Origin of the sequence: Actinoplanes sp. CA-131856 (assembly GCF_050956135.1) — a bacterium.
Taxonomy (GTDB): Bacteria; Actinomycetota; Actinomycetes; order Mycobacteriales; family Micromonosporaceae; genus Actinoplanes.
Genome location: NZ_CP191849.1, coordinates 3,923,447 through 3,946,647, shown reverse-complemented (window position 1 = coordinate 3,946,647; position 23,201 = coordinate 3,923,447). Strand labels below are relative to the sequence as shown.

Here is a 23,201-nt window from a genome sequence, read left to right as displayed (position 1 = left end):
CTAGTTGGAGGGACCCCGCGGGCGGGAGGAGGGAAGTGCGAACCTGGCCCACACGTGTTTACCGCCCACCGCCGGGTACCAGCCGACGTCGAGGGCCAGCGTCTCGGCGAGCCGCAGCCCCAGCCCGCCCGACGCCTTCGGACGGCGGGCGTCGACGGCCGGGCGGCCGTCCGGATCCCGGTCGGCCACGTCGATGATCAGGGTGTCCCGGTGGCGCAGCAGCGCCACGACGGCCTGCGAACGGGCGTGCCGCAGCGCGTTCGAGGCCAGCTCGGTCGCGACGACCAGCAGCGTGTCGTCGGCCGGCACGGCGTCCACTTTCCGCAGTTCGGCCCGTAACATCCGCAACTCCACCGGCTCTCCGACCGTCCACCGGCCGACCTCGTCGGCGGTGACCGGCGGCGCCATCCGCCACCCCGTCATGCGCTCTTTAGTGCCCCAGGGGCCGTACGGCAAAGCATTTCGATCACAACCACCCTGGTCACGGCCGTCACATCACCCGTTCAGGTGGTTCGCGAGCTCGCCGTGATCAGCCAGCACGCCGCGGTGAAGCGCACCTCGGTGCCGCTGACGAAGGGATCGAACGCGGCGCGAACCGTCTCGACGATCCGCGAACGCCTCGGCTCGGTGACGTCCGGCAGCACCTGGCCGACCAGGCCGAGCCGGGTGAAGTAGCCGGTCAGCTCGCTCTCCGGCATGGTCAGCTCGACGTCCAGCGGCTCCAGCGCGACGTCCGACCAGCCGCTCCCGGCCAGGACGCTCCGCACCGTCTCCGGGTCGGCCAGCCCGAACTGTCCCGGCCCGTCGGCCCGGCGGGGCGGCAGCTCGGGCATCAGCGGCGCGGCCGCCCGCTCGGCCGTCGTCATGAACGGGTTGTCCTCGATGCCGCGCCACACGACGAGGCGTACCACCGCAAGCGGTCGGCAAGCCCGCCGGAGATTGGCGAAAGCGCGCACCGGGTCGGGGAAAAACATCACGCCGAAGCGGGAGACCACGGCGTCGAAGGAGGCGGGCGGGAAGGCGTACGTCTGCGCGTCGGCCTCGATGAAGGAGAGCCCCTCGGTCTCGCGCCGGCGGGCGGCCGCGATCATCGGCGCCGCGATGTCGACGCCGACCGCCCGGCGGCCGGGTGTGCGCGCGATGGCGGCCGTCGTCGCGCCCGTGCCGCAGCCGACGTCGAGCACCTCCCCGCGCGGCAGTCCCTCCACCAGCACCTTCTCGAACGGCCGGAACAGGTCCTCCAGCACCGCCTGCGAGTCGGCCCAGCCCCGTCCGGCCGCGCCGTTCCATCTAGCGGCTTGATCCACTGTCGCCATATCCTTGCCTTTCCGCGTCGTCCGTGCCACCGTTCCACCTCAAGTCGGCTTGAGGTCAAGGGAGACCCGCGGTGGACCTGGACATCGGTGAGGTGGCCCGCCGCTCCGGGCTGCCCGTCTCCGCTCTGCGCTATTACGAGGAGAAGGGCCTGATCGCCCCGAACGGGCGGCGTGGCCTGCGACGGCAGTACGACGCCGGGGTGATGCAGCGGCTGGCGCTGATCGCCCTGGGGCGCAACGCCGGCTTCTCCCTCGACGAGATCCGCCGGCTCATCCCGGACCCGGGCGGCGCGCCCGCGCTCGACCGGGCCATGCTGACCGCGCGGGCCGACGAGCTGACCTCGACGATCCAGGAGCTCACGGCGCTGCGCGACGCCCTGCGGCACACCGCGGCCTGCCGCGCGCCGAGCCACGCCGAGTGCCCCACCTTCCTGGCGGCACTGTCGGACCCCGGGCGAATTGCTCCTTTTCGGGGGAAGCGCAAGTTGACAAAATGAGGTTTGATTGACGCGGCTCGACGCCTAGTCACGGATGGTGGTCCTGTGAGTTCCTGGATGCGGCGGCGCGATCACAACATCTTCTTCAACGGCTTCGCGTTCCTGCTCTGCGGTCTGCTCGCCGGTGTCGTCGTCGCGGCGGCCGCCTTCCCCGTCGTGGCCATGTCCGGGCTGGCCGCCAAGGCCGGCGGCGAGACCTTCGCGAGCCTGCCCGGCGAGCTCAAGGCGTTCAGCTCCCCCCAGATCACCCGGGTCTACGCGTCCGACAACAAGACCCAGCTCGCCCAGTTCTACGACGAGTTCCGCAGCGACGTGCGCCTCAAGGACATCTCGAAGTTCATGCGTGACGCCATGGTCGCCGCCGAGGACCGGGAGTTCTACAACCACAACGGCGTCGATCTCAAGGGCGTGGCCCGGGCCCTGGTGAACAACAACAACGGCAAGTCCAAGCAGGGCGCCTCGACGATCACCATGCAGTGGGTGCGGATGTCGCTGGCCTATTCGGCGACCAGCCCGCAGGAGGTCGTCGACGCGACCGAGGACACGCCGAAACGCAAGGTCACCGAGATGAAGTACGCCATGCAGGTCGAGAAGGAGCTGACCAAGGATCAGATCCTCGAGCGCTATCTGAACATCGCACCGTTCGGCAAGGGGACGTACGGGATCTTCGCCGCCAGCCAGGTCTACTTCAACAAGAAGCCCAAGGACCTGACCATCGGCCAGGCGGCCCTGCTGGCGGCGGTGGTCAAGGCGCCGTCGGCGTTCGACCCGACCACCGCCGAGGGTTACAAGGCCATCAAGCTGCGCCGCGACACCTACGTCATCCCCGGCATGGTGGAGCTCGGCACGATCACCCAGGCCCAGGCCGACAAGGCCATCAAGGAGCCGATCCCCAAGGTGGTCAAGCAGATCGGCAACGGCTGCGTCTCGGTGTCCCGCAACGAGTGGGGCTTCTTCTGCGACTTCTTCTACCGGTGGTGGATGGAGCAGGAGCAGTTCGGAGCGACGACGTACGACCGTGAGCGCCGCCTGAAGAGCGGCGGCTACCGCATCACCACGACGATCGACGTCAAGGCGCAGAGCCAGGCCCGCAAGCGGATCGCCCAGCTGATCTCCGAGAAGGACACGAACGCGCTGCTGCTGGCGGCCGTCCAGCCGGGAACGGGCAAGGTACGCCTGCTGGCCGCGAACCGCCGGTTCAAGCTCGACGAGTCGAAGAACTACATGTCGTCCGACCCGGCCAAACGCAAACGGGGCATCCGCGGCAGCTACCCGAACACGACGAACCCCCTGCTGACCGGGGGTGGCGACATCACCGGATATCAGGCCGGCTCGGTGATGAAGATGTTCACGATGGTGGCGGCCCTGGAAAGGGGCGTCCCGCTGGCGTACCAGATCAAGACGGAGAAGCAGTACCGCTCCAGCTACATCATCAGCTCCCGGAGCGAGTCGGCGTGCGACGGCACCCACTTCTGGTGCCCGATGAACAGCGGCGGCGGAGGCGAGGGCGTCTTCAACATGTGGACGGCCTTCGGCAAGTCCATCAACACCTACTTCGTGCCGCTGGAGGAGCAGATCGGCGCGGAGAGGGTGGTCGACGCGGCGAAGCGGTTCGGCATCAAGTTCCGCGCGCCGAGCGACGCCAAGCTGGCCTCACCGGGCTATTCGCACCAGTGGGGAGCGTTCACGCTGGGTGTGTCGGCGACGACGCCGCTGGACATGGCGAACGCGTACGCGACGCTGGCCGGCGACGGCATGTACTGCGAGCCCACGCCGATCGAGCAGATCGTCACGAAGGACGGCCAGAAACTCGACATCGGCAAGCCCCACTGCACGCGGGCGACCAGCCCCGACGTGGCCCGGGCGGCGCTGGACGCGACCCGCTGCCCGGTGGGCGACTCGGCCCGCCTGGGCAGCTGCGACGGCGCGACGGCACCGCAGACACGCGACGTTGTGGGCCATCCGGTCTTCGGCAAGACGGGCACGACCGACCGCGACCGCACGGCGTCCCTGATCGCGGGAACGACGTCGCTGGTGGTGGCGGGTTATCTGGTCAACCCGGACTATCAGGCCCACCGGGACAGGTTGCGGCACGCCCAGGTGAACCCGGCGGTCTACAAGACGCTGGGCGACTACATGGAGGGCAAGCCGTACGTTCAGTTCAAGCGCCCGGACAGCCGCAAGATCGTGTACGGCGACCAGCGCCGCATCCCGGACGTGACCTGCGACCCGCTGAGCGACGCCCGGGACCGGCTGCGGGATCTGGGCTTCCGGGTGTACATCGGACGGGATGTGGACTCGAAGTGCCCGGTCGGCACGGCGGCCGGCACGTCGCCGAGCGGCCGGACGATCAAGGGTGGCATCGTGACGATCGAGGTGAGCAACGGAAAGGACATCCCGAAACCGACACTGCCGGGCTTCCCGCCGATCATCACCCCGCCCCGGCCGGGTGACTGACAGCCACCATCACAAGATCTGAATCCGCCGCACCGTTCCGTCGGCGCTTCGCAACTCGATCTGCTGACCCTCCCCCGCCGCCCTCTGAAGCAGCTCGGATACTTGCAGGGCCCGATTGATGGTGTCGGTTCTGTTGTCCAGGGTCAGCTCGGTGAGCGCGTCCAGCGCTTGCATCGACTTGGCGGTCAGATTGACCGTCACGCGGGTGAGGCCACCTGACCGCTCCAGGTGCCTGCTTGCCTTGGCCGCCGCCTCGATCGCCTCGGTCTTGACCGGGAGGGCGGTGTCCTCCACCTCGCCGGAGAGGTAGATGGCGTGCGGGGAGATCAGCTGCCAGGTGGGCCACGCTTCGGGGCCGTGTGGATCGTCGTTGGCGTCGGTCCAGTGGCGGATCAGGCCGACGGCGAGCGAGACGTACGACCGGCGCTGGTCGGCGTCGATCGACTCGCGCAGCGTGGCTCGCAGCAGCGGGTGGATGCGGATGGCCGGGATCGGTGAGACCTCGCCCTCGCCGGCGGCGTCCCGGGTGCTGGTCTCGACGAGGTTCACGTTCGACAGCTCGTTCACGAGCAAGCGGAGCCGGATGCCGTCCACGGTGCCGAGCAGGCCGGACTCCGTCAGCGTGTGCGGGTGGAGGACCGCCTCGGGGATCGGATATTCGGCGAAATGGCACAGCAGCCCGAGCAGGGCCCGGGCCTCGGGGATGCCACGGCGGTCCAGCCAGGACAACGTGACGCCCCACAGGCGCTCGATGAGATGGGCCTGGGCGGCTTCGTTGGAGAGCGTGACCCGGCCCTGGTCGAAGGCTTTTTCGAAGGCCGAGAACGTGGCCACCGTGGAGCTGTCACGCCACGTGATCGGCAACGATGTCACGTTCGACAGATAGGCGCTGGCCAGGTTCAATGCCAGTGGCAGGCCACCCAGCCGCGATCCGAGGCTGATCGCGTCGCCGATCGGGCCGGCGTGGCCCGCCGTGCGGTCCATCAGGACCTGGCCGGCGTCCTCCGGGTCGAGGTCGCCGAGGTGGTGGCGCACCGACCAGCCGGCGCCCCACACCTCGCGTGAGCCCGTCCTCGTGGTGACGATGACCGTGCCCCGGCCGCGCATGAGCGGGCGGAGCAGGCCACGGCCCTCGGCCAGGTCGTTGTCGTTGGGGCTGAGCAGGGCCAGGTCGTTGAGGTTGTTGATGACCATGAGCCACGGCTCGGGCTGATCGCGGAGGCGCTCCCAGATCCGGTCGAGGGCCTCGGGGGCGAGCGCCTGCTCATCGGTGACACCGATCTGGCGTCCCACCGCCTGGAGGCTGGCCATGATGACCGGCGTGTCGGCCGCCTCGATCCACCACACCGGAAGGCCACGCGTCTGGGCCACGTGGGCCGCCTCCAGGGCGACGGCCGTCTTGCCGCTGCCGCCCATGCCGTGCAGCACGTGGACGTACCGCATGCCCCGGCCGCTCAAGCTCCTGGTCACCCGGCGGATCAGAGCCTGCCGGCCCCGCACCGGGTGCTCGGGATCGCGCAGCCCGAACGGGGGCGCCAGCGACACCGCGGCCGCCGACGGGCTGCCGAAGTCGAGGCGACCCACCGGCCCGGCGACATGAACGCTCTGCCCGCGGATCTCGATGTTGTTGTGCTGGGTGTTGTCCGAGCCGATCTGGAAACCCGAGCTGTGCTCGACGTCGACCCTCTTGGCCTGCGACACGTGTCCACCCTAGAGGATGAGGCGGTGACTTCTGGGCGGCCTCGTGTTCTGTACGTCAGCGACCTGGGCTACGAAGCTCGCGGGCGCCGGTACTGCGATGAGGACATCTACCTGACCTCCCGGCTGCGGGGCAGCTTCGATCTGGCGGTGTGCCATCCGCTGGACGCTCGGGCGTTGATGGGTTCCTTCGATGTCGTGGTGGTGCGCAACAGCGGGCCGGTGCTGAACTACCAGTCCGAGTACGAGGCGTTCCGCGCGGCGGCGGGCACGGCCGGGGTGCGGGTCTTCACCGAGTTGACCGGCAAGGGCGACATCGCCGGCAAGCAGTATCTGCTCGATCTGTTCGCGGCGGGATATCCGGTGATTCCCACGGTCGATCGGCTCGAGGATCTGGGGCGGCTGCCGGAGAGCGACCTCTATGTGGCGAAGCCGAAGTTCGGCGCGGACTCGGCCGGGCTGACCGTCGTCGAACGGTCCGCGCTGTCCGGCCTCGACTACACGGATCTGCTGGTGCAGCCTCGCATCGACTTCACGTACGAGGTGTCCTTCTACTTCGTCGACCACGATTTCCAGTACGCCCTGTACGCGCCCCGCCCGGACCAGCGGTGGGAACTCGAGCCGTACGAGCCGACCGAAGCCGACCTCACCTTCGCCCAGCGTTTCATCGACTGGAACACCGTGGACCACGGCATCCAGCGCGTCGACGCGTGCCGCACCCCGGACGGCGATCTGCTGCTCGTGGAGCTGGAGGACCTCAACCCGTTCCTGTCCCTCGACCGAGTCGGTCCTCCGGCGCGTGACCGGTTCGTCGAAGCCATGACGAACTCCGTTCGGCGGCTCGCCTCGTCCTCACTCGCACGTAACCTCGATCATGATCTCGAACGACGCCTCTGACCCGCCGCCAGCGTCACCCCGAATCCTCGCCCCCAGCGCGCTCTCGCCGGGCACTCGGCCCGGACCACCTCGACACCCTGACCGCCCTCGGCACCCTCGCCCGTTGGCGCGAAACGATGGCGCCCTGATAACGCCGCTCCGCCCTGACGCACGGGGTCGCCGGAGGCAGGCGGCCGGAAAAGTACGCCGCCGGTGAGACACCCATGAGAGCCCGGAAGTCGCTGATCATGTGAGGCTGGTCGAAATAGCCGGCCCGATCGGCCACCGCGGCCCAGCTGTCCCGGCCACCCAGGGAGAGGACGCGCTGGACGCGGCTTATTCGAGCGTAGTGCTTCGGTGACAGACCGACGTCTCGAGCGAAGAGGGTGCGCAGGTAGCGCTCACTCACGCCGGCTCGGGTAGCCGCCTCGGCGAGCCGTGCCGCGCCGGTCAGGGCGGTCATCGCGGTGGTCACGGCCGGGTCGCTCTCCGGGCCGGCCAAGGCCTCGGTCAGGAGGAGCTCGGGGTCGGCGGCGCCGGTCAGGTCGGCGGTCAAGCGGTGGGCGGCGTCGCCCCAGAGGTCGCTCAGGCGCACGGCCCGGTCGACCAGATCGGACGCGGGAATGCCCAGCACGGCATGTGTGCGGCCCGGGGGCAGCCGGACCTGGACGCACACGGTCTCCGGGCGGCCGGGGTGGTAGCTGCCCCGAGTCCGGGGGCCGGACACCAGGACGTCGCTCTCACCCTCGGCCGTCGTCCGGAAGACGACCACTGTGGAGGTCTTGGGCTGATGGATGACGGTCGGCTGCACGAGTTCGACCCTAGCCGCGCGACGGAGGCCGGTGCAGTGCCGATTCTTCCAAGACGCTCGGAGCGCGCGACGGCAGCCTGACACCCATGATTTTGATTACCGGCGCCACCGGCACCACCGGATCCCTGCTCGTCGACGAACTGCTCGGCCGCGGCGCCGAGGTCACGGCGATGACCCGCGACCCGCGGCGGGTCGCGCCTCGCCCGGGGCTGAGCGTGAGCACCTCGGTGGTGCCGGCGGAGGCTCTCTATCTGCTCTCCCCCGCCGGGCCCGGCCTGCCCGAGAGTGACCTGGCCATTCTGCGGACGGCCATCGACGCCGGGGTGCGGCGCGTCGTCAAGCTGTCGGCCATCGGGACGCCGGACGAGGTCGCGCCTGGCGGCTGGCATCAACCTGGGGAACGGGCCGTGCGGGAGAGCGGGCTCGAGTGGACCATCTTGCGGCCGACCACGTTCGCCAGCAACACCCTGGGGTGGGCGGGGGACATCAGGGCCGGGCGGCCGATTCCGAACCTGTTCGGCGACGGGGCTCAGGGGATCGTGGATCCGGCAGACGTGGCCGCCGTGGCGGCGGAGGCTCTTACCGCGGGCGGGCACGGCGGGCGGACGTACACGCTGACCGGTCCTGAGCTTTTGACCGTGGCCGATCAGGTCGGGCAGCTGGCGGAAGCGCTGGGACGCAAGCTCGCCGTCGTCGATGTCGAGCCTCACGCCGAGCATTTTCCGCCCGAGATCGCCGAGGTGGCGCTGGCCGGGGCGGCCCTGGTCCGGCGCGGCGGCAACGCGATCGTGACCGGGGATGTGGAGCGGGTGCTGGGGCGGAAGGCGGGCACCTATCGGGCGTGGGCCGAGGCCCACCGGGATCAGTTCGCCGGCTCGGCGTGATCAGGGGCGCCCGGGGTGTGGCCGAAGGTACGGCGGAAGACGTCGATGAAAGCGCTGGCCGACGACCAGCCGCAGCGGTGCGCGACGGCGGTCACCGGTGTTCCTTCGGCGAGCAGGATCAAGGCCCGGTGCAGGCGCAGCTGGGTGCGCCACTGGGGAAAGGTCATGCCCAGGTCGCGGCGGAACCGCCGGGACAGGGTGCGCTCGCTGGCGCCGGCCTCGCGGCCCAGGCCGGCCAGGGTTCGCGGGGCCGCCGGGTCGGCCTCGATGAGGGCGCACACGGTGCGCAGCAGCGGATCGACGGGGGTGGGCACGTGCAACGGCCGTTGAGGTGCGGCGCGGAGCTGGTCGAGCAGGACGGCACGCAGCCGGTCGCGCTCGGGAGTCCGCTCGGCGGCGCTCCGGGTGTACGCCACGATCAGCTCGCGCAACAGCGGAGCCACCGAGACCACGGTCGGGGTGGCCAGGCCGAGCGGATTGCTCGCGGCGGGCAGTCCGATCAAATGCAAGTCGAGTTCGCCGTACGCCCGGTGAGCGTGCACAGTGCCGGCCGGCACCCAGATGGCCCGGTTGCCGGGTGTGACCCACGAACCGGCACTCGTCGTGATGGACAGGACGCCGCGCGCGGCGTAGATGATCTGATGGTCGTCGTGGCGGTGCGCGTCGATCTCGGCGCCGGAGGGGAGGCGCTGGCTGCGGGTGGGTGCCACCGAGGTGTGGCGGATTTCCGTCATCACCTGTCAGGTTATCGGAAGCCGGACAGGGTGCCCGGCCGGAAGTATCGAAGCGGTGCGAAGAAGAATCACCCTGCTCGCGGCCGGCCACGCCTGCGTCGACGTCTACCAGGGCAGCGTCGCGGCGCTGGTGCCGTTGTTCGTCGCCGAGCGCGCCTACACCTACGCGGCGGCGTCCGGGATCGTGCTCGCGGCGTCGCTGCTGTCGTCGGTCGCGCAGCCGGTGTTCGGCGCGCTCACCGACCGCTGGGCGATGCCGTGGCTGCTGCCATTCAGCACCCTGCTCAGTGGAGCCGGCATCGCAGTGAGCGGGCTGAGCGGCAGCTACCCCCTCACGCTGCTGTTCGTGGCGCTGTCCGGCGTCGGGGTGGCCGCCTACCATCCCGAGTCGGCCCGGGTGGCGCGCCGGGTCAGCGGGGGCAGCCATACCGGGATGGCGCTCTTCTCGACCGGCGGCAGCGCCGGCTTCGCGCTGGCCCCGCTGATGGTGGCCGGCCTGGCCGGGCTCAGCTGGACCTCGCTGCTGATCGTTCCGGCCCTGGCCGGCGCCGCGATGACGCTGCCGGTGCTGCGCGCGCTCGCTCGGCACGAGCACGCCGGGAGCGAGCAGACGGCCGCGATCGGGCCCGACGACGTCGCCTCGTTCGTGCGGCTGGCCCTGGCGGTGGTGTTCCGGTCGATCGCCTTCGTCGGGCTCAGCACGTTCATCGCCCTCTACGCCCAGCAGCGCCTGCACGGCAGCGCCGCCGCGGGCACGGCCGCCCTGTTCGTGCTCTACCTCGGCAGTATCGCCGGCTCGCTGCTGGGTGGCGCCGCGGCCAACCGCTGGGATCGCGTGGCGGTGTGCCGCTGGTCGTACGCGATGACGGTCCCGGCCGTCGCGGGTGTGGTGTGGGTTCCCGGGCCGGCCGTCTACCTGTTCGTGGCGCTGACCTCGGCCGGCCTCTACGTGCCGTTCTCGCTTCAGGTCACGCTCGGGCAGGACTACCTGGCCAGCCGGGTCGGCACCGCGAGCGGCATCACGCTCGGGCTGACCGTCAGCATCGGCGGGCTCGCCAGCCCGGTCATCGGCGTCCTGGCCGACGCGACCTCGCTGCGGACCGCGCTGACGCCCCTGATCGTCATGCCGGCGCTGAGCTGGCTGATGCTGCGAGCTCGGCGCGACCCCGGCCGGCCGTCAGCCGGTGACGACACGACCTGATCGGAGGCGGATGACCTGGCCGGCGATGTCGATGACGCGCTGGTCGTGGGTGGCCACCAACACCAGGGTGCCGGTGGCGGCGGCCGCGGACAGGGCGTCCAGGACCAGCTGCACGTGCTCGTCGTCCTGGTGGGCGGTGGGCTCGTCGAGCACGGCCACCGCCGGGCCGAGGACGAGGGCGCGGGCCAGCGCGGTCCGCTGCTGCTCACCCAGGGAGGTGTCGCGGGCGGGCCGGTCGGCGATGGCGGCCAGGCCGAGGCGGTCGAGCACGGCGTGGTCGGCCTCGTGGCCGCGCAGGCCGGCCGGGAGCAGCACGTTCTCGGCGACGGTCAGCGTCGGTTCGAGGGCGAGCCGCTGCGGCAGCAGGGAGACCGTGGCCCAGTCGGGCGCGGGGTGGGCGGGACGGCCGGCCACCAGCACGCGGCCGCTGGTCGGGGTCATCACGCCGGCGATCAGGTGGCACAGCGTGGACTTGCCGGAGCCCGACCGTCCGGCCAGGACGGCCGTCTCCGCCGTGTCCAGGGTCAGGTCCACGCCGTCGAGCACGCGCGTGCCGGAGCGGGTGTGGCTCACCTCGCGCACTTCGATCAACGGCACGATCAGGCTCTTTCCGTACGGGGGTGGAGCTCCACATGCCCGTCGACCAGGGAGACGACGACCCTCCCCTCGGGGAACAGCGGGAGCACCTCCTCCGGCAGCTGGATGCGGCCGAGGCCGTCGATGGTGGCGGTGTGGTCCTCGCCGGCGCTGTGCTCGCCGGAAAGGACGCCGTGGCGCAGGCGCAGCACGGTGTCGGCGGCGGCGACGGCCCGGGCGTCATGGGTGGCGAGAACGACGGCGCTGCCCTGGTCGGCGCGGGCACGCAGCAGCCGTAGCACGAGGGCGGCCGAGTCGTCGTCGAGCTCGGCGGTGGGTTCGTCGGCCACCAGCAGCGCGGGCGGCCCGACGGCGGCCGCGGCGACCGCGAGGCGTTGCTGCTCGCCACCGGAGAGAACGGCGGGCCGGGCACCGGCGCGTTCGGTGAGGGCGACCTCGGCCAGGGCGGCGTCCGCGTCGACGTCGACCCCGCGCAGTTGCGCCATCTGCACGATCTGGCCGCGGGCGTCCAGCTGGGGGAAGAGGCTGTGCGTGGGGCGCTGGGCGACCCAGCCGATCTCCCGCCGGCGCAGCCGGTGCAGGTCACGGCGGGACAGCCCGGCGACGAGGCGGCCGCGGTGCCGCAGCTCGCCCCCGGCCGGCCGCTCGCGCAGGGCGAGCACGGCCAGCAGTGTGGACTTGCCGCTGCCCGAGGGCCCGGTGATGGCGCTGATCCGCCCACCGCTCACGGTCACATCAACGCCCCGAAGCGCCTGCGTGGCCCCGGTCGGCGCGGCATAGAGCTGGAGGAGTTCGCGCCCTTCGAGGAGAGAAGCGCCGGCCGGCGAGGCCAGGCCGCCGGCCGACGGTGCGCCGGCCGACGGTGCGGCGGCCGGCGGTGGGGCGGCCGGCGGTGGGGCGGCCGGTGTGGAGCGGCCGGGCGCGGCGGGGGTCGGGGGCGGGTCAGTCGTCACGGTAGGCGTCCTCCTCCGCGTGGAGCGCGCGGGTGCTGCTCACCCATACGGCAAGGGTTGAAGCGACGATGGCCGCTAGTGCGGTGATCAGCAGGGCCGGGGCCGGCATCTGGAAAGCGAAGCGTGGCAGCAGGCCGGGCTGATCGTCGAGCAGGCGCAGGCCCAGGGTGGCCAGGGCGGCGACCCCGGCCACGGCGGCGGCCAGGGCGACGGCCGTCAGCAGCACGAACTCGAGGGCACGGGCTCGGCGCACCCGGGAGGCGCCCAGGCCCACGCGGGCCAGCATCAAGTCGGCGGGGCGACGGAGCGTGGCGGTGCGCTGAGCGTAGATGCAGAGCGTCAGCACGGCCAGCAACGCCAGGTAACCGGCAACGGCGAGCTGGTAGCCGCGTGCTCGCGAGGAGGCGACGTACGCGGCGTCCTGCCGCAGCTTGGCCGCGCCGTCGATGCGGGAGGGCTGCGCGTGGACGGGGGTGATGACGGCCTGGACGGCGGCGACGTCGGTGGCGTAGAGGTACGTCTGGGCGAACAACGGGTTGGGCTGACGGTTACGGGGTTTGAGGCGGGGGTCGTCGACGCCGAGGCTGCCGAGGACCGGGTCGTGGGCGACGACGTACATCGGACGGCCCTCCATGCCGGGGAAGGCCGGAACCCGGGCCACGATGGTCAGATCGGCCAGGGCGAAACCGATGTTGATCCGCACCGAGTCGATCCGGTCGGTGGCCGGATCGCCGACGGCGATGGCGCGCGGGCGCCCGAACTCGTCGGCCGGCGTGGATTCCAGAGTGGCCAGCGCGGCGCGGGCCGCGGCCAGGTCGGGCCCGCTCCCCCACAGAGCCACCGAACGGAAGCGCGCCGGGTCGACGATGAGCAGGTCCTTCTGGTGGGAGTCGAGCGGCGTGTCGACGTCGGTGCGCCAGACGACCGTGCTGCCCGGCGGCAGCACCGGCGAATGCACGCCCGGCACCGGGCCCTCCGGCCGCGGCTTGGTGGGGTCCTCGGCCGGTATCGGCGTCGCCGTCGGGTCGATCTCCCACGAGCCTTCGAGGGTGGCCACCGCCTCGGCCCCGGCGGCCACGGCAACCCGGTCGTCCGCCGCAACCTGCGTGGATTCGACGGCGGCGAGCGCGAAGAGCAACATGCCCAGGCCCGCCGTCATCACGAGGACGGCGAGCCGCCGCTCGGCGCCGGCCTCACCCAGCCGCCGCCGCGCCAGCCACAGCACACCCCGGCCGGGCGACGAGGGCAGCCCGGCGCCGCGGGATCGGCCGGCGAGCAGGCCGGGCAGCCAGCTCGCGATGCCGCCGATCGCCACCAGGACGAGCAGGGGCACGAGGAGGTCCACGCCGCCGGAGGCGCCGGCGGCGCCGGCCAGGCCGCCGGCGGCGGTGAGGGCGACCAGCACCAGCATGGTCGTCCACGGCAGCTTGCGGCGCACCGCGACCGGGGGCGCCGGCCGGACGCGTCTCGCGGCCGACGCCGCTCCCACCCCGGCCACGGCCAGGACTCCGATGAGGACCGCCGACGCCGACGCGGTGGCGGCGGGCACGTACGACTCCACCAGGCGGCCGGGTGGGCCCAGGCGGGCCACGAGCTGCCACGCCGCCAGCCAGCCGAGCGCCACGCCGATCGCCGCCGGGAGCAGGTGTTCCAGCAGCCACAGGCCGCCGACCCGGGCCGGGGGCATGCCCACCGCGACCGCGTGGCGGATCTCCCGGTCGCGGCGGCGGGCGCTCAGCAGGGCCACCGCCAGCACCGAGGCCAGGCCCACCCCGATCGCCGCCCACTCGACCGGGCGGGTCCGCTGCCCGACGGCGGCCGACGTGGCGCGGGCGTCGGTGACGATCTGGGTGATGCCGCTGGCGAACCGCATGCTGCGCGGACTGTCCTGCCCGAACTCGAGGCCGCTCGCGTAACCCCGCCGCATGGCCTCCACGTCGTCGGCCGTGCGCTGCGCCTCGGCCAGGGTCACGCCGGGGGTCAGGGCCGCCTCGGCCGCCCAGAAGATCTCGTCGCCGACCTCGAGCGCGAGCCTCTCGATCGTGGCCACGTCGCCGATCAGAAGGTAGGACGGCAGCGTCTCGTACTCGGTGTCGGGCGGGGTGTCGCCCTGGCGCAGCGCCCACGACGGGCCGGCCGGCAGCCGCCCGCCGGCGTCGACCGCGTAGACGCCGTCGACGCGAGCCTTCGCGCTGCGTGACCTCCCCGCCGTACCCACAGTGATTTTGACGGTGATCGTCTCGCCCGGCGCCACCCCCAGCGACGCCGCCATCGGCTCGGGGATCCACAGCCCGCCCTGTCCGTGGGCGGTGCCGTCGAGTTCCGCCGCGGGCGAGGACACGGCGAAGAGACGGCCGCGCTCGGACACGGAGCCGGACGACGCGGTCGAGCCCCAGAACATCGGGGCCACCAGTTCCGCCCCGATCGATCCGCCGGTCAGATCGGGCGGTGTCAGATGCGGAATCCGGCGCAGGTCGTCCAGGACCTGCTGATGATCGGCGCTGGCCCGGCCCACGGGAGCGGACAGGCGGACGACCGCGGCGTCGGCCTGCCGCGCCGACGGGGCCACGGCGTCGCGACCGACCTGGAAGGCGGCGTTGTCTGACGCTTCGGCGAAGAACGCCCCGGCCGCACCGGCCGCGCCGAGCACGAGGAAGGCGGCCGTGATCAACAGCGACCACGCCCGTTGCCGCACCCCTCCGAGGAGGGCCGCCCCCGTCAAACGATCCATGTTCACGTTAACCATTCGGCCGATCGGACGATTGGTGTCGATCTTTCAACCTGCTTACGGTCCGCAGCGTACTCGTATCCGGACCGCGCTCGGTCCCCGAGCCGGCCCCGTCTGGGCCGATGGCCGGCCGTCCTCGGCATCGGCAAAGGCTTCGCACCGCCACGCCCGTGGCGGCGTGGCGTCACGCCCGAAGGAACGAGGCACCATGACAGCCACCGTCAAAATGCTCGTCCGCGCCGGGGCCGTAATGCTCCTCGGCGCCGGCCTCGGCCTGGCCGGGGCATCGTCGTCGCAGGCGGGCGGCAAGCCCACCATCAGCAAGGAGGCGTTCGGCAGCGTCGGCGGTAAAGCCGTCGACCGGTACACGCTGACGAACGGCGCCTTCCGCGTACGCATCCTGACGTACGGCGGCATCCTCCAGACCGTGGAGACACCGGACCGCCACGGCAAGCTGACCAACGTCACGCTGGGATTCAAGACCCTCGACGAGTACGTCACCTCGAAGAACCCGGCGTACTTCGGCGCCCTGATCGGCCGGTACGGCAACCGGATCGCCAAGGGCCAGTTCACCCTGGACGGCACGAAGTACCAGCTCGCGATCAACAACGACCCGAACAGCCTGCACGGCGGCAACGTCGGTTTCGACAAGCGCGTCTGGAGCGCCACCCCGGTGACCGGCGGCAACAGCGTCGGGCTGCGCCTGACCTACGTGAGCCCGAACGGCGAGGAGAACTATCCCGGCACCCTGACCACCACCGTCACGTACACGATCACCCGTGACAAGGGCATCCGGATGGATTACCACGCCACCACCGACAAGGCCACGGTCGTCAACCTGACCAACCACGCCTACTGGAACCTCGGCGGCGAGGGCACGGGCACCATCGACGACCACAAACTGCAGCTCAACGCGTCGCGCTACACGCCGGTCGACGCGACGCTGATCCCCACCGGCACGCTGGCCGCGGTGGCCGGCACGCCGATGGACTTCCGCAAGCCGACCGCGATCGGCGCGCGCAACCGCAGCAACTTCCAGCAGATCGTGTACGGCCGTGGATACGACCACAACTGGGTCCTCGACCGGCACGACAAGTCGTACCGGAAGCTGGAGACCGCGGCCAAGGTCAGCGACGCCGCGAGCGGCCGCACGCTGACGATCGTCACCACCGAGCCGGGCATCCAGTTCTACGGCGGCAACTTCCTCGACGGCACGCTCTACGGGACGAGCGGCCGGTCGTACCGCCAGGGTGACGGGCTCGCGCTGGAGACGCAGCACTTCCCCGACTCGCCCAACCACGCGAACTTCCCGTCGACCGTCCTGCGCCCCGGCCAGGTCCTCCGGTCGACCACGATCTACCAGTTCGGCACGTCCAAATAGCACCTAGCCGCCCGTGCCCGTCATCCGGGCACGGGCTCGGAGGCTGACATGTCAAACATCCATCCGAAGGTCGAGGAGGCCGTCGAGACCCTGGACCTCCCCGCGACGACGCGCCGCCGGCTGCTGAAGGGCTCCGGGTTGTTCGGCGCCTCGCTCGCGGCCGGGGCGCTGCTCAGCGCGTGCAGCGACGACAAGGCCGCGGCCGCCGGCGCCATCGGCAACTTCCCGGAGACACCGAAGTGGAAATTCACGTTCGTCAACCACGTGACCACCAATCCCTTCTTCACCCCGACGCAGTACGGGATGGAGGACGCGGCCACTCTTCTCGGCCTCGAGAAACCGCAGTGGACCGGCTCGCAGAACTCCATCGTGGCCGAGATGGTGAACGCCACGAACACTGCGATCAGCGCCAAGGTCGACGGCCTGGCGGTGGCCGTGGTCGACAAGGACGCGTTCAAGGCGCCGGTCGATCAGGCGCTCGACGCCGGCATTCCGGTCGTGTCCTACAACGCCGACGGGGCCCGCGGAGATCCGGGAACGAACCGTCTGGCGTACATCGGCCAAGGTCTTTACGAATCGGGTTATTCGCTCGGGCAGCGGGCACTGCAGACGGTCGAGTCGGGCGACGTGGCGGCGTTCATCGCGACGCCCGGCGCGCTCAACATCCAGCCGCGGATCGACGGCTGCCAGCAGGCGTTCAAGGACTCGGGAAAGGCGATCACCTTCACCGCGGTGGCGACCAACGCCGATGTCACCAAAGGCCTTTCGATCATTGACGCGTACGCCGTGGGGCACGCCAATCTGAGCGGCATGCTCGCCGTCGACGCGGGATCGACGTCGTCCGTCGGGCAGGTGGCGAAGAAATACAACATGCGGTCGAAGAGCCTCAAGGTCGCCGGCGGGTTCGATCTGATTCCGGAGACCCTGACCGGCATCGCCGAGGGCAGCATCGATTACACGATCGACCAACAGCCGTACCTCCAGGGGTTCCTGCCAGTCCTGTACCTGTATTTCTTCAAGATCTCCGGCGGATTGATGTCGCCGAGCGAGACGAACACCGGCCTGCTGTTCGTCACGAAGGACAATGTCGGCCCCTACCAGACGACCAAGTCGAGGTACGAGGGTTCGACGACCGACAAGGTTCTCGTGCCCCGGTCGGGGCCGATCGCGCATGGCTAGATTCGCCGACGCCTTCCTGCGCCGCCGCGAGGCGAGCGTGCTGCTGGTCGCCCTGGGGTTGATGGTCTACTTCCGGGCGGTCAGCGACGTCTTCCTGACCAAGGACAACCTGATCAACATCGCCCAGGCAACGGCGCCCACCGCGATCGTCGCGGTGGGCATCGTCCTGCTGCTGGTCAGCGGCGAGATCGACCTGTCGGTGGGCATCGTGGCGGCGTTCGCCCCGTTCCTGCTGCACTTCGCGATCGACTTCTACAACGTGCCGGCGCTGCTCGCTTTCGTGTTGGCGCTGGCCATCGCGGCGTTCATCGGGCTGATCAACGGCCTGATCGTCACGAAGCTGCACGTGGCGTCGTTCGTGGTGACGCTCGGAACGTTCTTCGCGGTGCAGGGCCTGCTGCTGATCACCTCACACGCGTACCCCGTGCCCATTCCCGAACCGATGAAGGGCCGCTTCCAGACCTGGCTCGGGGCCGGACCATGGGCGTCGATCATCTGGGCGCTGATCATCGTGGCGATCTTCCACGTGGTCCTCACCCGTACGCGCTGGGGCCTGCACACGATCTCGGTCGGCGGCAATCCGGTCGGCGCCACCGAGGCCGGCATCCGCGCCTCCCGCATCAAGATCGGCAACTTCATGATCACGAGCGCCCTCGGCGGCCTCGTCGGCATCATGGAGGCGTCCCGCATCAACACGATCGACCCCAACATCGGCGGCGGCACCACGCTGACGTTCTACGCGATCTCGGCCGCGGTCATCGGCGGCACGGCCCTGGCCGGCGGCTCGGGCACCGTGGCCGGCGCCTTCCTGGGCGCGCTGGTGCTGGCCGAACTGCAGAACGGCTTCAACCTGATCGGCTACAGCGCCAACACCATCTATCTGATCCTCGGCCTGGCCATCCTGGCCTCGATGATCGCCAACCAGTACCTGTCCCGGCTGCGGCGAGCGGGGAGAACATGACCAACGCGGCTTTGGAAGTCACCGGCATCGCCAAGCGCTTCGGCGCCCTGACCGCCCTGCGGGACGTCACCCTGCACGTGGACAAGGGCGAGGTCCTGGGCCTGATCGGCGACAACGGCGCCGGCAAGTCCACCCTGATCAAGATCCTGTGCGGATATCACCGCCCTGACGCCGGCGACATCGTGGTCGACGGCACCCCCGTGACGTTCAAGAGCGTCGACCACGCCCGCTCCCTGGGCATCGACACCGTGTACCAGGATCTGGCCCTGGTCAACGAATTGTCGGTCTATCACAACATGTTCCTCAACCGGGAGCTGATCCGCTGGCCTTTGCTGAACAACCGCGTCATGCGCCGCCGGGCCAGCGAGCACCTCAAGGACATGGGCGTCAACATCCCCGACGTCACGGTGGAGGTGGCCAAGCTGTCCGGCGGTCAGCGCCAGGCCATAGCCGTGGCCCGCTCGGTGTACTCGGACGCCCGGGTCCTGTTGCTGGACGAGCCGCTGGCCGCGATGGGCGCCAAGGAGGGCGCCCTGATCCTCGACCTGATCCGCGACCTGAAACAACGAGGCACGGTCTCGGTCATCATCATCGCCCACAACTACGCCCAGGTCCTGGACGTCTGCGACCGGGTCAACCTCCTCCAGCACGGCCGCATCACGTTCGACAAACGAGCCACCGACACGTCATTGGAGGAACTCACCGAGCTGGTGGTCGCCGAATATCGCCGCCCCCGATGAGTAGTCTCACGATCCGTGCTACGCAGCGAGCTGTCCCGGATCCGCGAACTTCGAGCCACCATCTCCGCCCTCGTCCGGGACCACGGCGCCGACGACCCCCGGACCATCGAGGCCCGCCTGAGCCTGGCCGGCCTCTACCAGAACGATCTCGCCTTCGACGACGAGCAGCAACGATGGGAGGACCTCTCGTACGAGCAGCTCCTCCACGTCTTCCACAGCCGGCGGCGCACCCTCGGGCCGCTGCACGACGACACCCTGGCCGTGCAGAACCGGCTGATCATCGGCCGGGAGCAGACCGGTCACCTCGAAGCGGTCGACGTGAGCGTTCTGAGGCACCTCGCGACCTCCCGGGAGCAGGACCTCGGCTCCCACCACCCGGAGACGCTGCGCGTCCTGGTGGAGCTGGCGCGGCGAGTGCGCGATCGGGAGGCGGAGTGCGCCGCGCTGTGGGATCGGATCATCGATGGACGGGAGCGGCTTCTCGCCGAGCGCGAACGGGAGCTCGGACCCGACGATCCGCGCACCTCGGCCGTCCGCATCAGGCTGGCCGGCGACATCAGCGAGGAACATCCGGAGAAGGCCCTGCGGCTACGCCGGCAGGCGATCGCGTCGTGGGCGCGGGTGGCGGCCGAACGCTCCCGGCGGCTGGGGCCGGTGCATCCCGAGACGGTGGCGGCCCGCCGCCGGCACGCCGACCTGCACAGCGCGTTCGGCGGCCCGGCCGGCCCCGGCGAGGCGACCCGGATGATCGAGGAGATCACCGTCGATCACGAACGAATCCTCGGCCTCGACGACCCCCGCACGATGCACGCCCAGGTCGAGCTGGCCCGGCACTACGGCTGGGCCGACCCGCGCACTCCGGCCTACGCCCGGCCCCTGCTCGACCGTCTCTACACCGCCCCGGAACCCGACTACGAGGACGTCACCTACGTCAGGTACCTGCTGACAGTCGACCGTGCCCGGGTCGGAGACGAGGCGGGCATGCGAGCACTCCTCGACCGGTACCCCGTGCCCGACGACTCCGACGACGACCTGCAGGTGGGCGACCCCGACTATCCCGCCTCGGACGAGGACGTCTGAGAGGTGAGCTCGAAGATTCCGTACCCGAAGCCCTGGACCTGGTTTTCCTCGACGCCCTGGCCCAGGAGCAGGTCGGCGGACGGCATCTTCCAGGGGGCGGGCTCGCGGCGCGGGTTCAGGACGATCAGGTGGGTGCCGCCTCGGACGTACGCCAGAGGGTAGGTGTCGTTGAGGACCTCGGCGGTGGCGCGGGAACGCAGGGCCGGTGTCTTCCTGCGGAGGGCGATCAGGTCGCGGACCAGGGACAGGGTGTCGTTGGCCTCGGCGACCGTGGGGCGGTTCGGGTCGGGGTCGATCGGCAGGTAGAGCTGGGACGGGTCGGCGGTGGAGAAACCGGCGTTCGGGGTGTCGTCCCACTGCATGGGGGTTCGGCAGCCCGCCCGGTTGTAGAGCGGGTTGCAGACGGCGCCCTCGACATCGGGCATGTCGGGGAGGTAGCGCATGCCGATCTCGTCGCCGTAATAGAGGCAGGGAATGTTGCCCCAGGTGAACAGGAAAGTGAGGGCGGCGCCCAACTGCTCGGCCGTGCGCGGGCCGCAGCACAGGCGGTCGAAGTCGTGGTCGGCGGTGCTCATGATGATGTGGCGCTGGGGGTCGGCTTCGCGCGCCTCGTTCCAGGCCGCCAGGAAAGTGGCGGTGCCGCCCTTGCCCTCGGCGTCGAAGAACGCGGGCCGTGGGGGCTGGAACGGCAGGATGCCGGCGGCCTGGTTGTCGAAGAGGCTGGCGTGCTCCTCCTTGATCACCAGGAAGAAGTCAGCGTCAAAGGCCAACGTCTTTCCCGTACGGGGTTCCACGCCCTCCGGGATCAGGATGGCGTCCGGATAGGCGGACTCCATCCACTCCTTGATCTCACGCCAGATGTCGGTGGACGCTTTCACGCCGTCGGTCAGGTTGTAGTCCTTGACAAGCGAGAAAGCCATGTCGACGCGGAAGCCGGAGACGCCCTTGGCGAGCCAGAACTCGATGATGTCGCGCAACGCCCGCCGGTTGCGCAGCGGGCCCGGCGCGTCGACCGGGTCGCCGCCGCCGTTGATCCAGCCGAAGTTGAGGGCGGGCTGCTCGTCGTAGAAGTTCTTCAGGTACCAGCCGGGGCGCGGCCCGGGCGACGGCACCCAGGCCGGAATGCCGGGGATGTCGACCGTCCAGCCCTCGGCCGGCGGCTCGGTCCGCCAGATGTAGCGGTCGCCCTCGGGATCGGGGCCGTCGGCCGCCACCTCGCGCTGGAACCACGGGTGCTCGATCGACGTGTGCCCGGCCACCAGGTCGAGGATGACCCGGATGTTCCGCTTGCCGGCCTCGCGGACCAGCTCGACCATGTCGTCGTTGGTGCCGTAGCGGGGCGCGATCGTCAGGTAGTCGGCGACGTCGTAGCCGGCGTCGACGAACGGCGACGCGAAACACGGGTTGAACCAGATGGCGTCCACGCCGAGCGACGCGATGTGGTCGAGCTTGCCGATCACGCCGCGCAGGTCGCCGATCCCGTCGCCGTTCGAGTCGGCGTACGACTGCGGGTAGATCTCGTACAGGACGGCGTCGGCCAGCCAGTTGTCGCGCATTCCGCCAGGCTATGCCCTGGTTCAGGGCTTCCGCGCGACACCACCGAAGTGCGGGACCGGCTCGGCGCCGCCCTCGGGCCGCCACCGGGAGCAGCTGACGACGCCCGGCTCGACAAGCTCCAGGTCGCCGAAGAGCGCCCGCACCTGAGGGGCGCTGCGCAGCACCATCGTCGCCGACGGCCCCTCGTTCCAGAACCGCAGCGCCTCCTCCATGGTCTCGCCGTTGATCTCGTTGGTCGGATGCGAGATCGCCAGGTAGCTGCCGGACGGCACGGCGTCGACGAGCCGGGCCACCAGAGCGGCTGCCTCGTCGTCGTCCGGGATGAAGTTCAGGATGCCCAGCATCGTGATCGCCACGGGCTGCCCGAGGTCGAGGGTGCGGCGCGCCCCCGCGATGATCGCGTCCGGCTCGCGCAGATCGGCCTGGAGATAGTCGGTGGCACCCCGCGGATCGCTGGTCAGCAGCACCTGGGCGTGCGCGAGCACGAGCGGGTCGTTGTCCACGTAGACGACCCGGCTCTCCGGGGCGACCCGCTGCGCGACCTCGTGCGTGTTGCCGGCCGTCGGAATCCCGGTGCCGACGTCGAGGAACTGCCGGATGCCGGCGTCACCGGCCAGCCAGCGCACCACACGCCCGAGATAGGCCCGGTCGGCCCGGGCCGACGCCACCATCTCCGGCACCATGGCCAGGATCTGATCGGCCACGGCCCGATCGGCCGCGAAGTTGTCCTTGCCGCCCAGCCAGTAGTTCCACAGCCGCGCCGAGTGCGGCACCCCGGTGTCCAGCTCGCCGCCATCATCCACAGAGGACATGACGGCAGCGTAGCCCAGGCCGGCCGCGCTTTCGACCGGCAGGTGAGCGGCGACGGCGGTCGTCGCCCGGTCCGGGACGTGGGGCTGGAGCGGCGGGATCGGCAGACGGGCGGAGCGGTGATCAGGTCATGGACGACGAACAGTTCCACGCGGGCCTGGGCCGGCTGGATCGGTGGCAGGCCGGGGTGTTCGCGGCCTCGTGCGCCGAAGTGCTGTACCCCTCGTACGCGCGGTTCGTGGACATCGAGCGAGTCGGTGACAGCCGGTTCGTCCGGTCGACGCTGGACGCGGCCTGGGAGCGCCTGGAGGGGGGCGAGGGCGCGGCGCTTCCCAGTGGGGACGAAGTGCTTCGGCTGTTGCCGCTGGAAGAGGACTGGAACGACTGGGCGGCTCAGGCCGAGAACGCCATCGGCGCGTTGAGCATCGTCGTCGGCATTCTCGACGGCCACGGAAAGCCGGGTGCCGCGGCCGACGCGGCCTACCAGGCCTACGAGGCGGCGGACGAGCTGGCCAACCGATGGGAGGACGACACGGCGGTCCCGGAGGCGGTCGACGACGAGGTCGCCCGGCAGAAAGAAGCCGTCCGGACGTCGCTGCCGCGCTGGCTCGGACATTGGCTGACAAAGCGCGTGAAAAGGCGCTCGGCGGCACAGAGGTTGCCTGAGCAATCGAAGGCGGCGCTCGTCACAGGCAGTCGATCTACCGATGCGGTTACTTGAACCTACAAGTCATGATCCAC

Annotated in this window: 21 protein-coding genes; 11 read left to right on the top strand and 10 right to left on the bottom strand. The window is 70.6% G+C overall.

Annotated features, from left to right (window positions below; translation table 11 throughout):
• Together ACQP2X_RS18150 and ACQP2X_RS18145 are read right to left on the bottom strand one after the other, a co-directional pair.
• Complete coding sequence (locus ACQP2X_RS18150) at positions 1-423, bottom strand: ATP-binding protein (RefSeq protein ID WP_498698461.1); 423 nt, start codon at positions 421-423, stop codon at positions 1-3.
• Between the two features lie 80 nt (positions 424-503).
• Complete coding sequence (locus tag ACQP2X_RS18145; RefSeq protein WP_498698460.1) at positions 504-1,307, bottom strand: class I SAM-dependent methyltransferase; 804 nt, start codon at positions 1,305-1,307, stop codon at positions 504-506.
• 80 nt (positions 1,308-1,387) lie between these two features.
• Between ACQP2X_RS18145 and ACQP2X_RS18140 the strand changes: the two genes are divergently transcribed.
• Entirely contained in the window at positions 1,388-1,813 is a 426-nt protein-coding gene (locus ACQP2X_RS18140; RefSeq protein ID WP_498698458.1) for a helix-turn-helix domain-containing protein, read from the top strand.
• 57 nt (positions 1,814-1,870) lie between these two features.
• A complete protein-coding gene (locus tag ACQP2X_RS18135; RefSeq protein WP_498700969.1) occupies positions 1,871-4,270 on the top strand; it encodes a transglycosylase domain-containing protein in 2,400 nt (799 codons plus the stop codon).
• A 9-nt stretch (positions 4,271-4,279) separates the two neighbouring features.
• Here ACQP2X_RS18135 and ACQP2X_RS18130 read toward each other — a convergent pair whose 3' ends face one another.
• Complete coding sequence (locus tag ACQP2X_RS18130; protein WP_498698456.1) at positions 4,280-5,971, bottom strand: tetratricopeptide repeat-containing protein; 1,692 nt, start codon at positions 5,969-5,971, stop codon at positions 4,280-4,282.
• Between the two features lie 24 nt (positions 5,972-5,995).
• On the opposite strand from ACQP2X_RS18130, the gene ACQP2X_RS18125 reads away from it, so the two are divergent.
• Positions 5,996-6,865, top strand: a complete 870-nt coding sequence (locus tag ACQP2X_RS18125; RefSeq protein ID WP_498698454.1) for an ATP-grasp domain-containing protein — start codon at positions 5,996-5,998, stop codon at positions 6,863-6,865.
• A gap of 13 nt (positions 6,866-6,878) precedes the next feature.
• On the opposite strand, the gene ACQP2X_RS18120 is transcribed toward ACQP2X_RS18125, so the two are convergent.
• Positions 6,879-7,655: a helix-turn-helix domain-containing protein gene (locus ACQP2X_RS18120; protein WP_498698453.1), complete on the bottom strand. Its 777-nt coding sequence runs from the start codon at positions 7,653-7,655 to the stop codon at positions 6,879-6,881.
• A gap of 86 nt (positions 7,656-7,741) precedes the next feature.
• Here ACQP2X_RS18120 and ACQP2X_RS18115 point away from each other — a divergent pair, with 86 nt between their 5' ends.
• Positions 7,742-8,539: an NAD(P)H-binding protein gene (locus tag ACQP2X_RS18115; RefSeq protein WP_498698451.1), complete on the top strand. Its 798-nt coding sequence runs from the start codon at positions 7,742-7,744 to the stop codon at positions 8,537-8,539.
• Here ACQP2X_RS18115 and ACQP2X_RS18110 read toward each other — a convergent pair.
• Entirely contained in the window at positions 8,518-9,273 is a 756-nt protein-coding gene (locus tag ACQP2X_RS18110) for an AraC family transcriptional regulator (RefSeq protein WP_498698449.1), read from the bottom strand. The two genes, ACQP2X_RS18115 and ACQP2X_RS18110, sit on opposite strands and share 22 nt — an antisense overlap.
• Before the next feature lie 55 nt (positions 9,274-9,328).
• Between ACQP2X_RS18110 and ACQP2X_RS18105 the strand changes: the two genes are divergently transcribed.
• Positions 9,329-10,474 (top strand): MFS transporter, encoded by a 1,146-nt coding sequence (locus ACQP2X_RS18105; protein ID WP_498698447.1) that lies wholly within the window; start codon positions 9,329-9,331, stop codon positions 10,472-10,474.
• Here the strand turns inward: ACQP2X_RS18105 and ACQP2X_RS18100 are convergent.
• From ACQP2X_RS18100 to ACQP2X_RS18090, 3 genes are read right to left on the bottom strand one after another with little or no spacing between them, the layout of a single operon-like run.
• Positions 10,451-11,071 carry an ABC transporter ATP-binding protein gene (locus ACQP2X_RS18100; protein WP_498698445.1) on the bottom strand — a complete coding sequence of 207 codons (621 nt, stop codon included), beginning with the start codon at positions 11,069-11,071 and terminating at the stop codon, positions 10,451-10,453. The genes ACQP2X_RS18105 and ACQP2X_RS18100 overlap by 24 nt on opposite strands.
• 2 nt (positions 11,072-11,073) lie before the next feature.
• Complete coding sequence (locus ACQP2X_RS18095) at positions 11,074-12,024, bottom strand: ATP-binding cassette domain-containing protein (protein ID WP_498698442.1); 951 nt, start codon at positions 12,022-12,024, stop codon at positions 11,074-11,076.
• Positions 12,014-14,755: an FtsX-like permease family protein gene (locus tag ACQP2X_RS18090; RefSeq protein ID WP_498698439.1), complete on the bottom strand. Its 2,742-nt coding sequence runs from the start codon at positions 14,753-14,755 to the stop codon at positions 12,014-12,016. The genes ACQP2X_RS18095 and ACQP2X_RS18090 overlap by 11 nt, the downstream gene beginning before the upstream one ends.
• A gap of 205 nt (positions 14,756-14,960) precedes the next feature.
• Between ACQP2X_RS18090 and ACQP2X_RS18085 the strand changes: the two genes are divergently transcribed.
• Genes ACQP2X_RS18085 through ACQP2X_RS18065 form a run of 5 tightly spaced genes read left to right on the top strand, consistent with a single transcriptional unit; the run spans position 14,961 to position 20,093 of the window.
• Positions 14,961-16,133, top strand: coding sequence for an aldose epimerase family protein (locus ACQP2X_RS18085; RefSeq protein WP_498698438.1), 1,173 nt, complete (start codon positions 14,961-14,963; stop codon positions 16,131-16,133).
• 48 nt (positions 16,134-16,181) lie between these two features.
• Positions 16,182-17,312, top strand: coding sequence for a sugar ABC transporter substrate-binding protein (locus ACQP2X_RS18080; protein ID WP_498698434.1), 1,131 nt, complete (start codon positions 16,182-16,184; stop codon positions 17,310-17,312).
• On the top strand, positions 17,305-18,273 hold the full coding sequence (locus ACQP2X_RS18075; protein ID WP_498698432.1) for an ABC transporter permease: 969 nt from the start codon (positions 17,305-17,307) through the stop codon (positions 18,271-18,273). Before ACQP2X_RS18080 ends, ACQP2X_RS18075 begins: the two co-directional genes overlap by 8 nt.
• Positions 18,270-19,013 (top strand): ATP-binding cassette domain-containing protein, encoded by a 744-nt coding sequence (locus ACQP2X_RS18070; RefSeq protein ID WP_498698430.1) that lies wholly within the window; start codon positions 18,270-18,272, stop codon positions 19,011-19,013. Before ACQP2X_RS18075 ends, ACQP2X_RS18070 begins: the two co-directional genes overlap by 4 nt.
• A 15-nt stretch (positions 19,014-19,028) precedes the next feature.
• Positions 19,029-20,093, top strand: coding sequence for a hypothetical protein (locus ACQP2X_RS18065; RefSeq protein WP_498698429.1), 1,065 nt, complete (start codon positions 19,029-19,031; stop codon positions 20,091-20,093).
• Here the strand turns inward: ACQP2X_RS18065 and ACQP2X_RS18060 are convergent.
• Positions 20,066-21,649 (bottom strand): alpha-amylase family glycosyl hydrolase, encoded by a 1,584-nt coding sequence (locus tag ACQP2X_RS18060; RefSeq protein ID WP_498698428.1) that lies wholly within the window; start codon positions 21,647-21,649, stop codon positions 20,066-20,068. The two genes, ACQP2X_RS18065 and ACQP2X_RS18060, sit on opposite strands and share 28 nt — an antisense overlap.
• A gap of 21 nt (positions 21,650-21,670) precedes the next feature.
• Positions 21,671-22,462 carry an SAM-dependent methyltransferase gene (locus ACQP2X_RS18055; protein ID WP_498698426.1) on the bottom strand — a complete coding sequence of 264 codons (792 nt, stop codon included), beginning with the start codon at positions 22,460-22,462 and terminating at the stop codon, positions 21,671-21,673.
• 128 nt (positions 22,463-22,590) lie between these two features.
• Here ACQP2X_RS18055 and ACQP2X_RS18050 point away from each other — a divergent pair, with 128 nt between their 5' ends.
• A complete protein-coding gene (locus ACQP2X_RS18050; protein WP_498698424.1) occupies positions 22,591-23,181 on the top strand; it encodes a DUF416 family protein in 591 nt (196 codons plus the stop codon).
• Positions 23,182-23,201 lie beyond the last annotated feature (20 nt).

Excerpts from the sequence above, each read along its gene's own strand:
- ACQP2X_RS18090 (WP_498698439.1), bottom strand. The coding sequence starts at position 14,755 with ATGGATCGTTTGACGGGGGCGGCCCTCCTCGGAGGGGTGCGGCAACGG.
- ACQP2X_RS18135 (WP_498700969.1), top strand. The coding sequence starts at position 1,871 with ATGCGGCGGCGCGATCACAACATCTTCTTCAACGGCTTCGCGTTCCTG.
- ACQP2X_RS18150 (WP_498698461.1), bottom strand. The coding sequence starts at position 423 with ATGACGGGGTGGCGGATGGCGCCGCCGGTCACCGCCGACGAGGTCGGC.
- ACQP2X_RS18050 (WP_498698424.1), top strand. The coding sequence starts at position 22,591 with ATGGACGACGAACAGTTCCACGCGGGCCTGGGCCGGCTGGATCGGTGG.
- ACQP2X_RS18085 (WP_498698438.1), top strand. The coding sequence starts at position 14,961 with ATGACAGCCACCGTCAAAATGCTCGTCCGCGCCGGGGCCGTAATGCTC.
- ACQP2X_RS18110 (WP_498698449.1), bottom strand. The coding sequence starts at position 9,273 with ATGACGGAAATCCGCCACACCTCGGTGGCACCCACCCGCAGCCAGCGC.
- ACQP2X_RS18060 (WP_498698428.1), bottom strand. The coding sequence starts at position 21,649 with ATGCGCGACAACTGGCTGGCCGACGCCGTCCTGTACGAGATCTACCCG.
- ACQP2X_RS18075 (WP_498698432.1), top strand. The coding sequence starts at position 17,305 with ATGGCTAGATTCGCCGACGCCTTCCTGCGCCGCCGCGAGGCGAGCGTG.
- ACQP2X_RS18055 (WP_498698426.1), bottom strand. The coding sequence starts at position 22,462 with ATGTCCTCTGTGGATGATGGCGGCGAGCTGGACACCGGGGTGCCGCAC.
- ACQP2X_RS18080 (WP_498698434.1), top strand. The coding sequence starts at position 16,182 with ATGTCAAACATCCATCCGAAGGTCGAGGAGGCCGTCGAGACCCTGGAC.
- ACQP2X_RS18115 (WP_498698451.1), top strand. The coding sequence starts at position 7,742 with ATGATTTTGATTACCGGCGCCACCGGCACCACCGGATCCCTGCTCGTC.
- ACQP2X_RS18070 (WP_498698430.1), top strand. The coding sequence starts at position 18,270 with ATGACCAACGCGGCTTTGGAAGTCACCGGCATCGCCAAGCGCTTCGGC.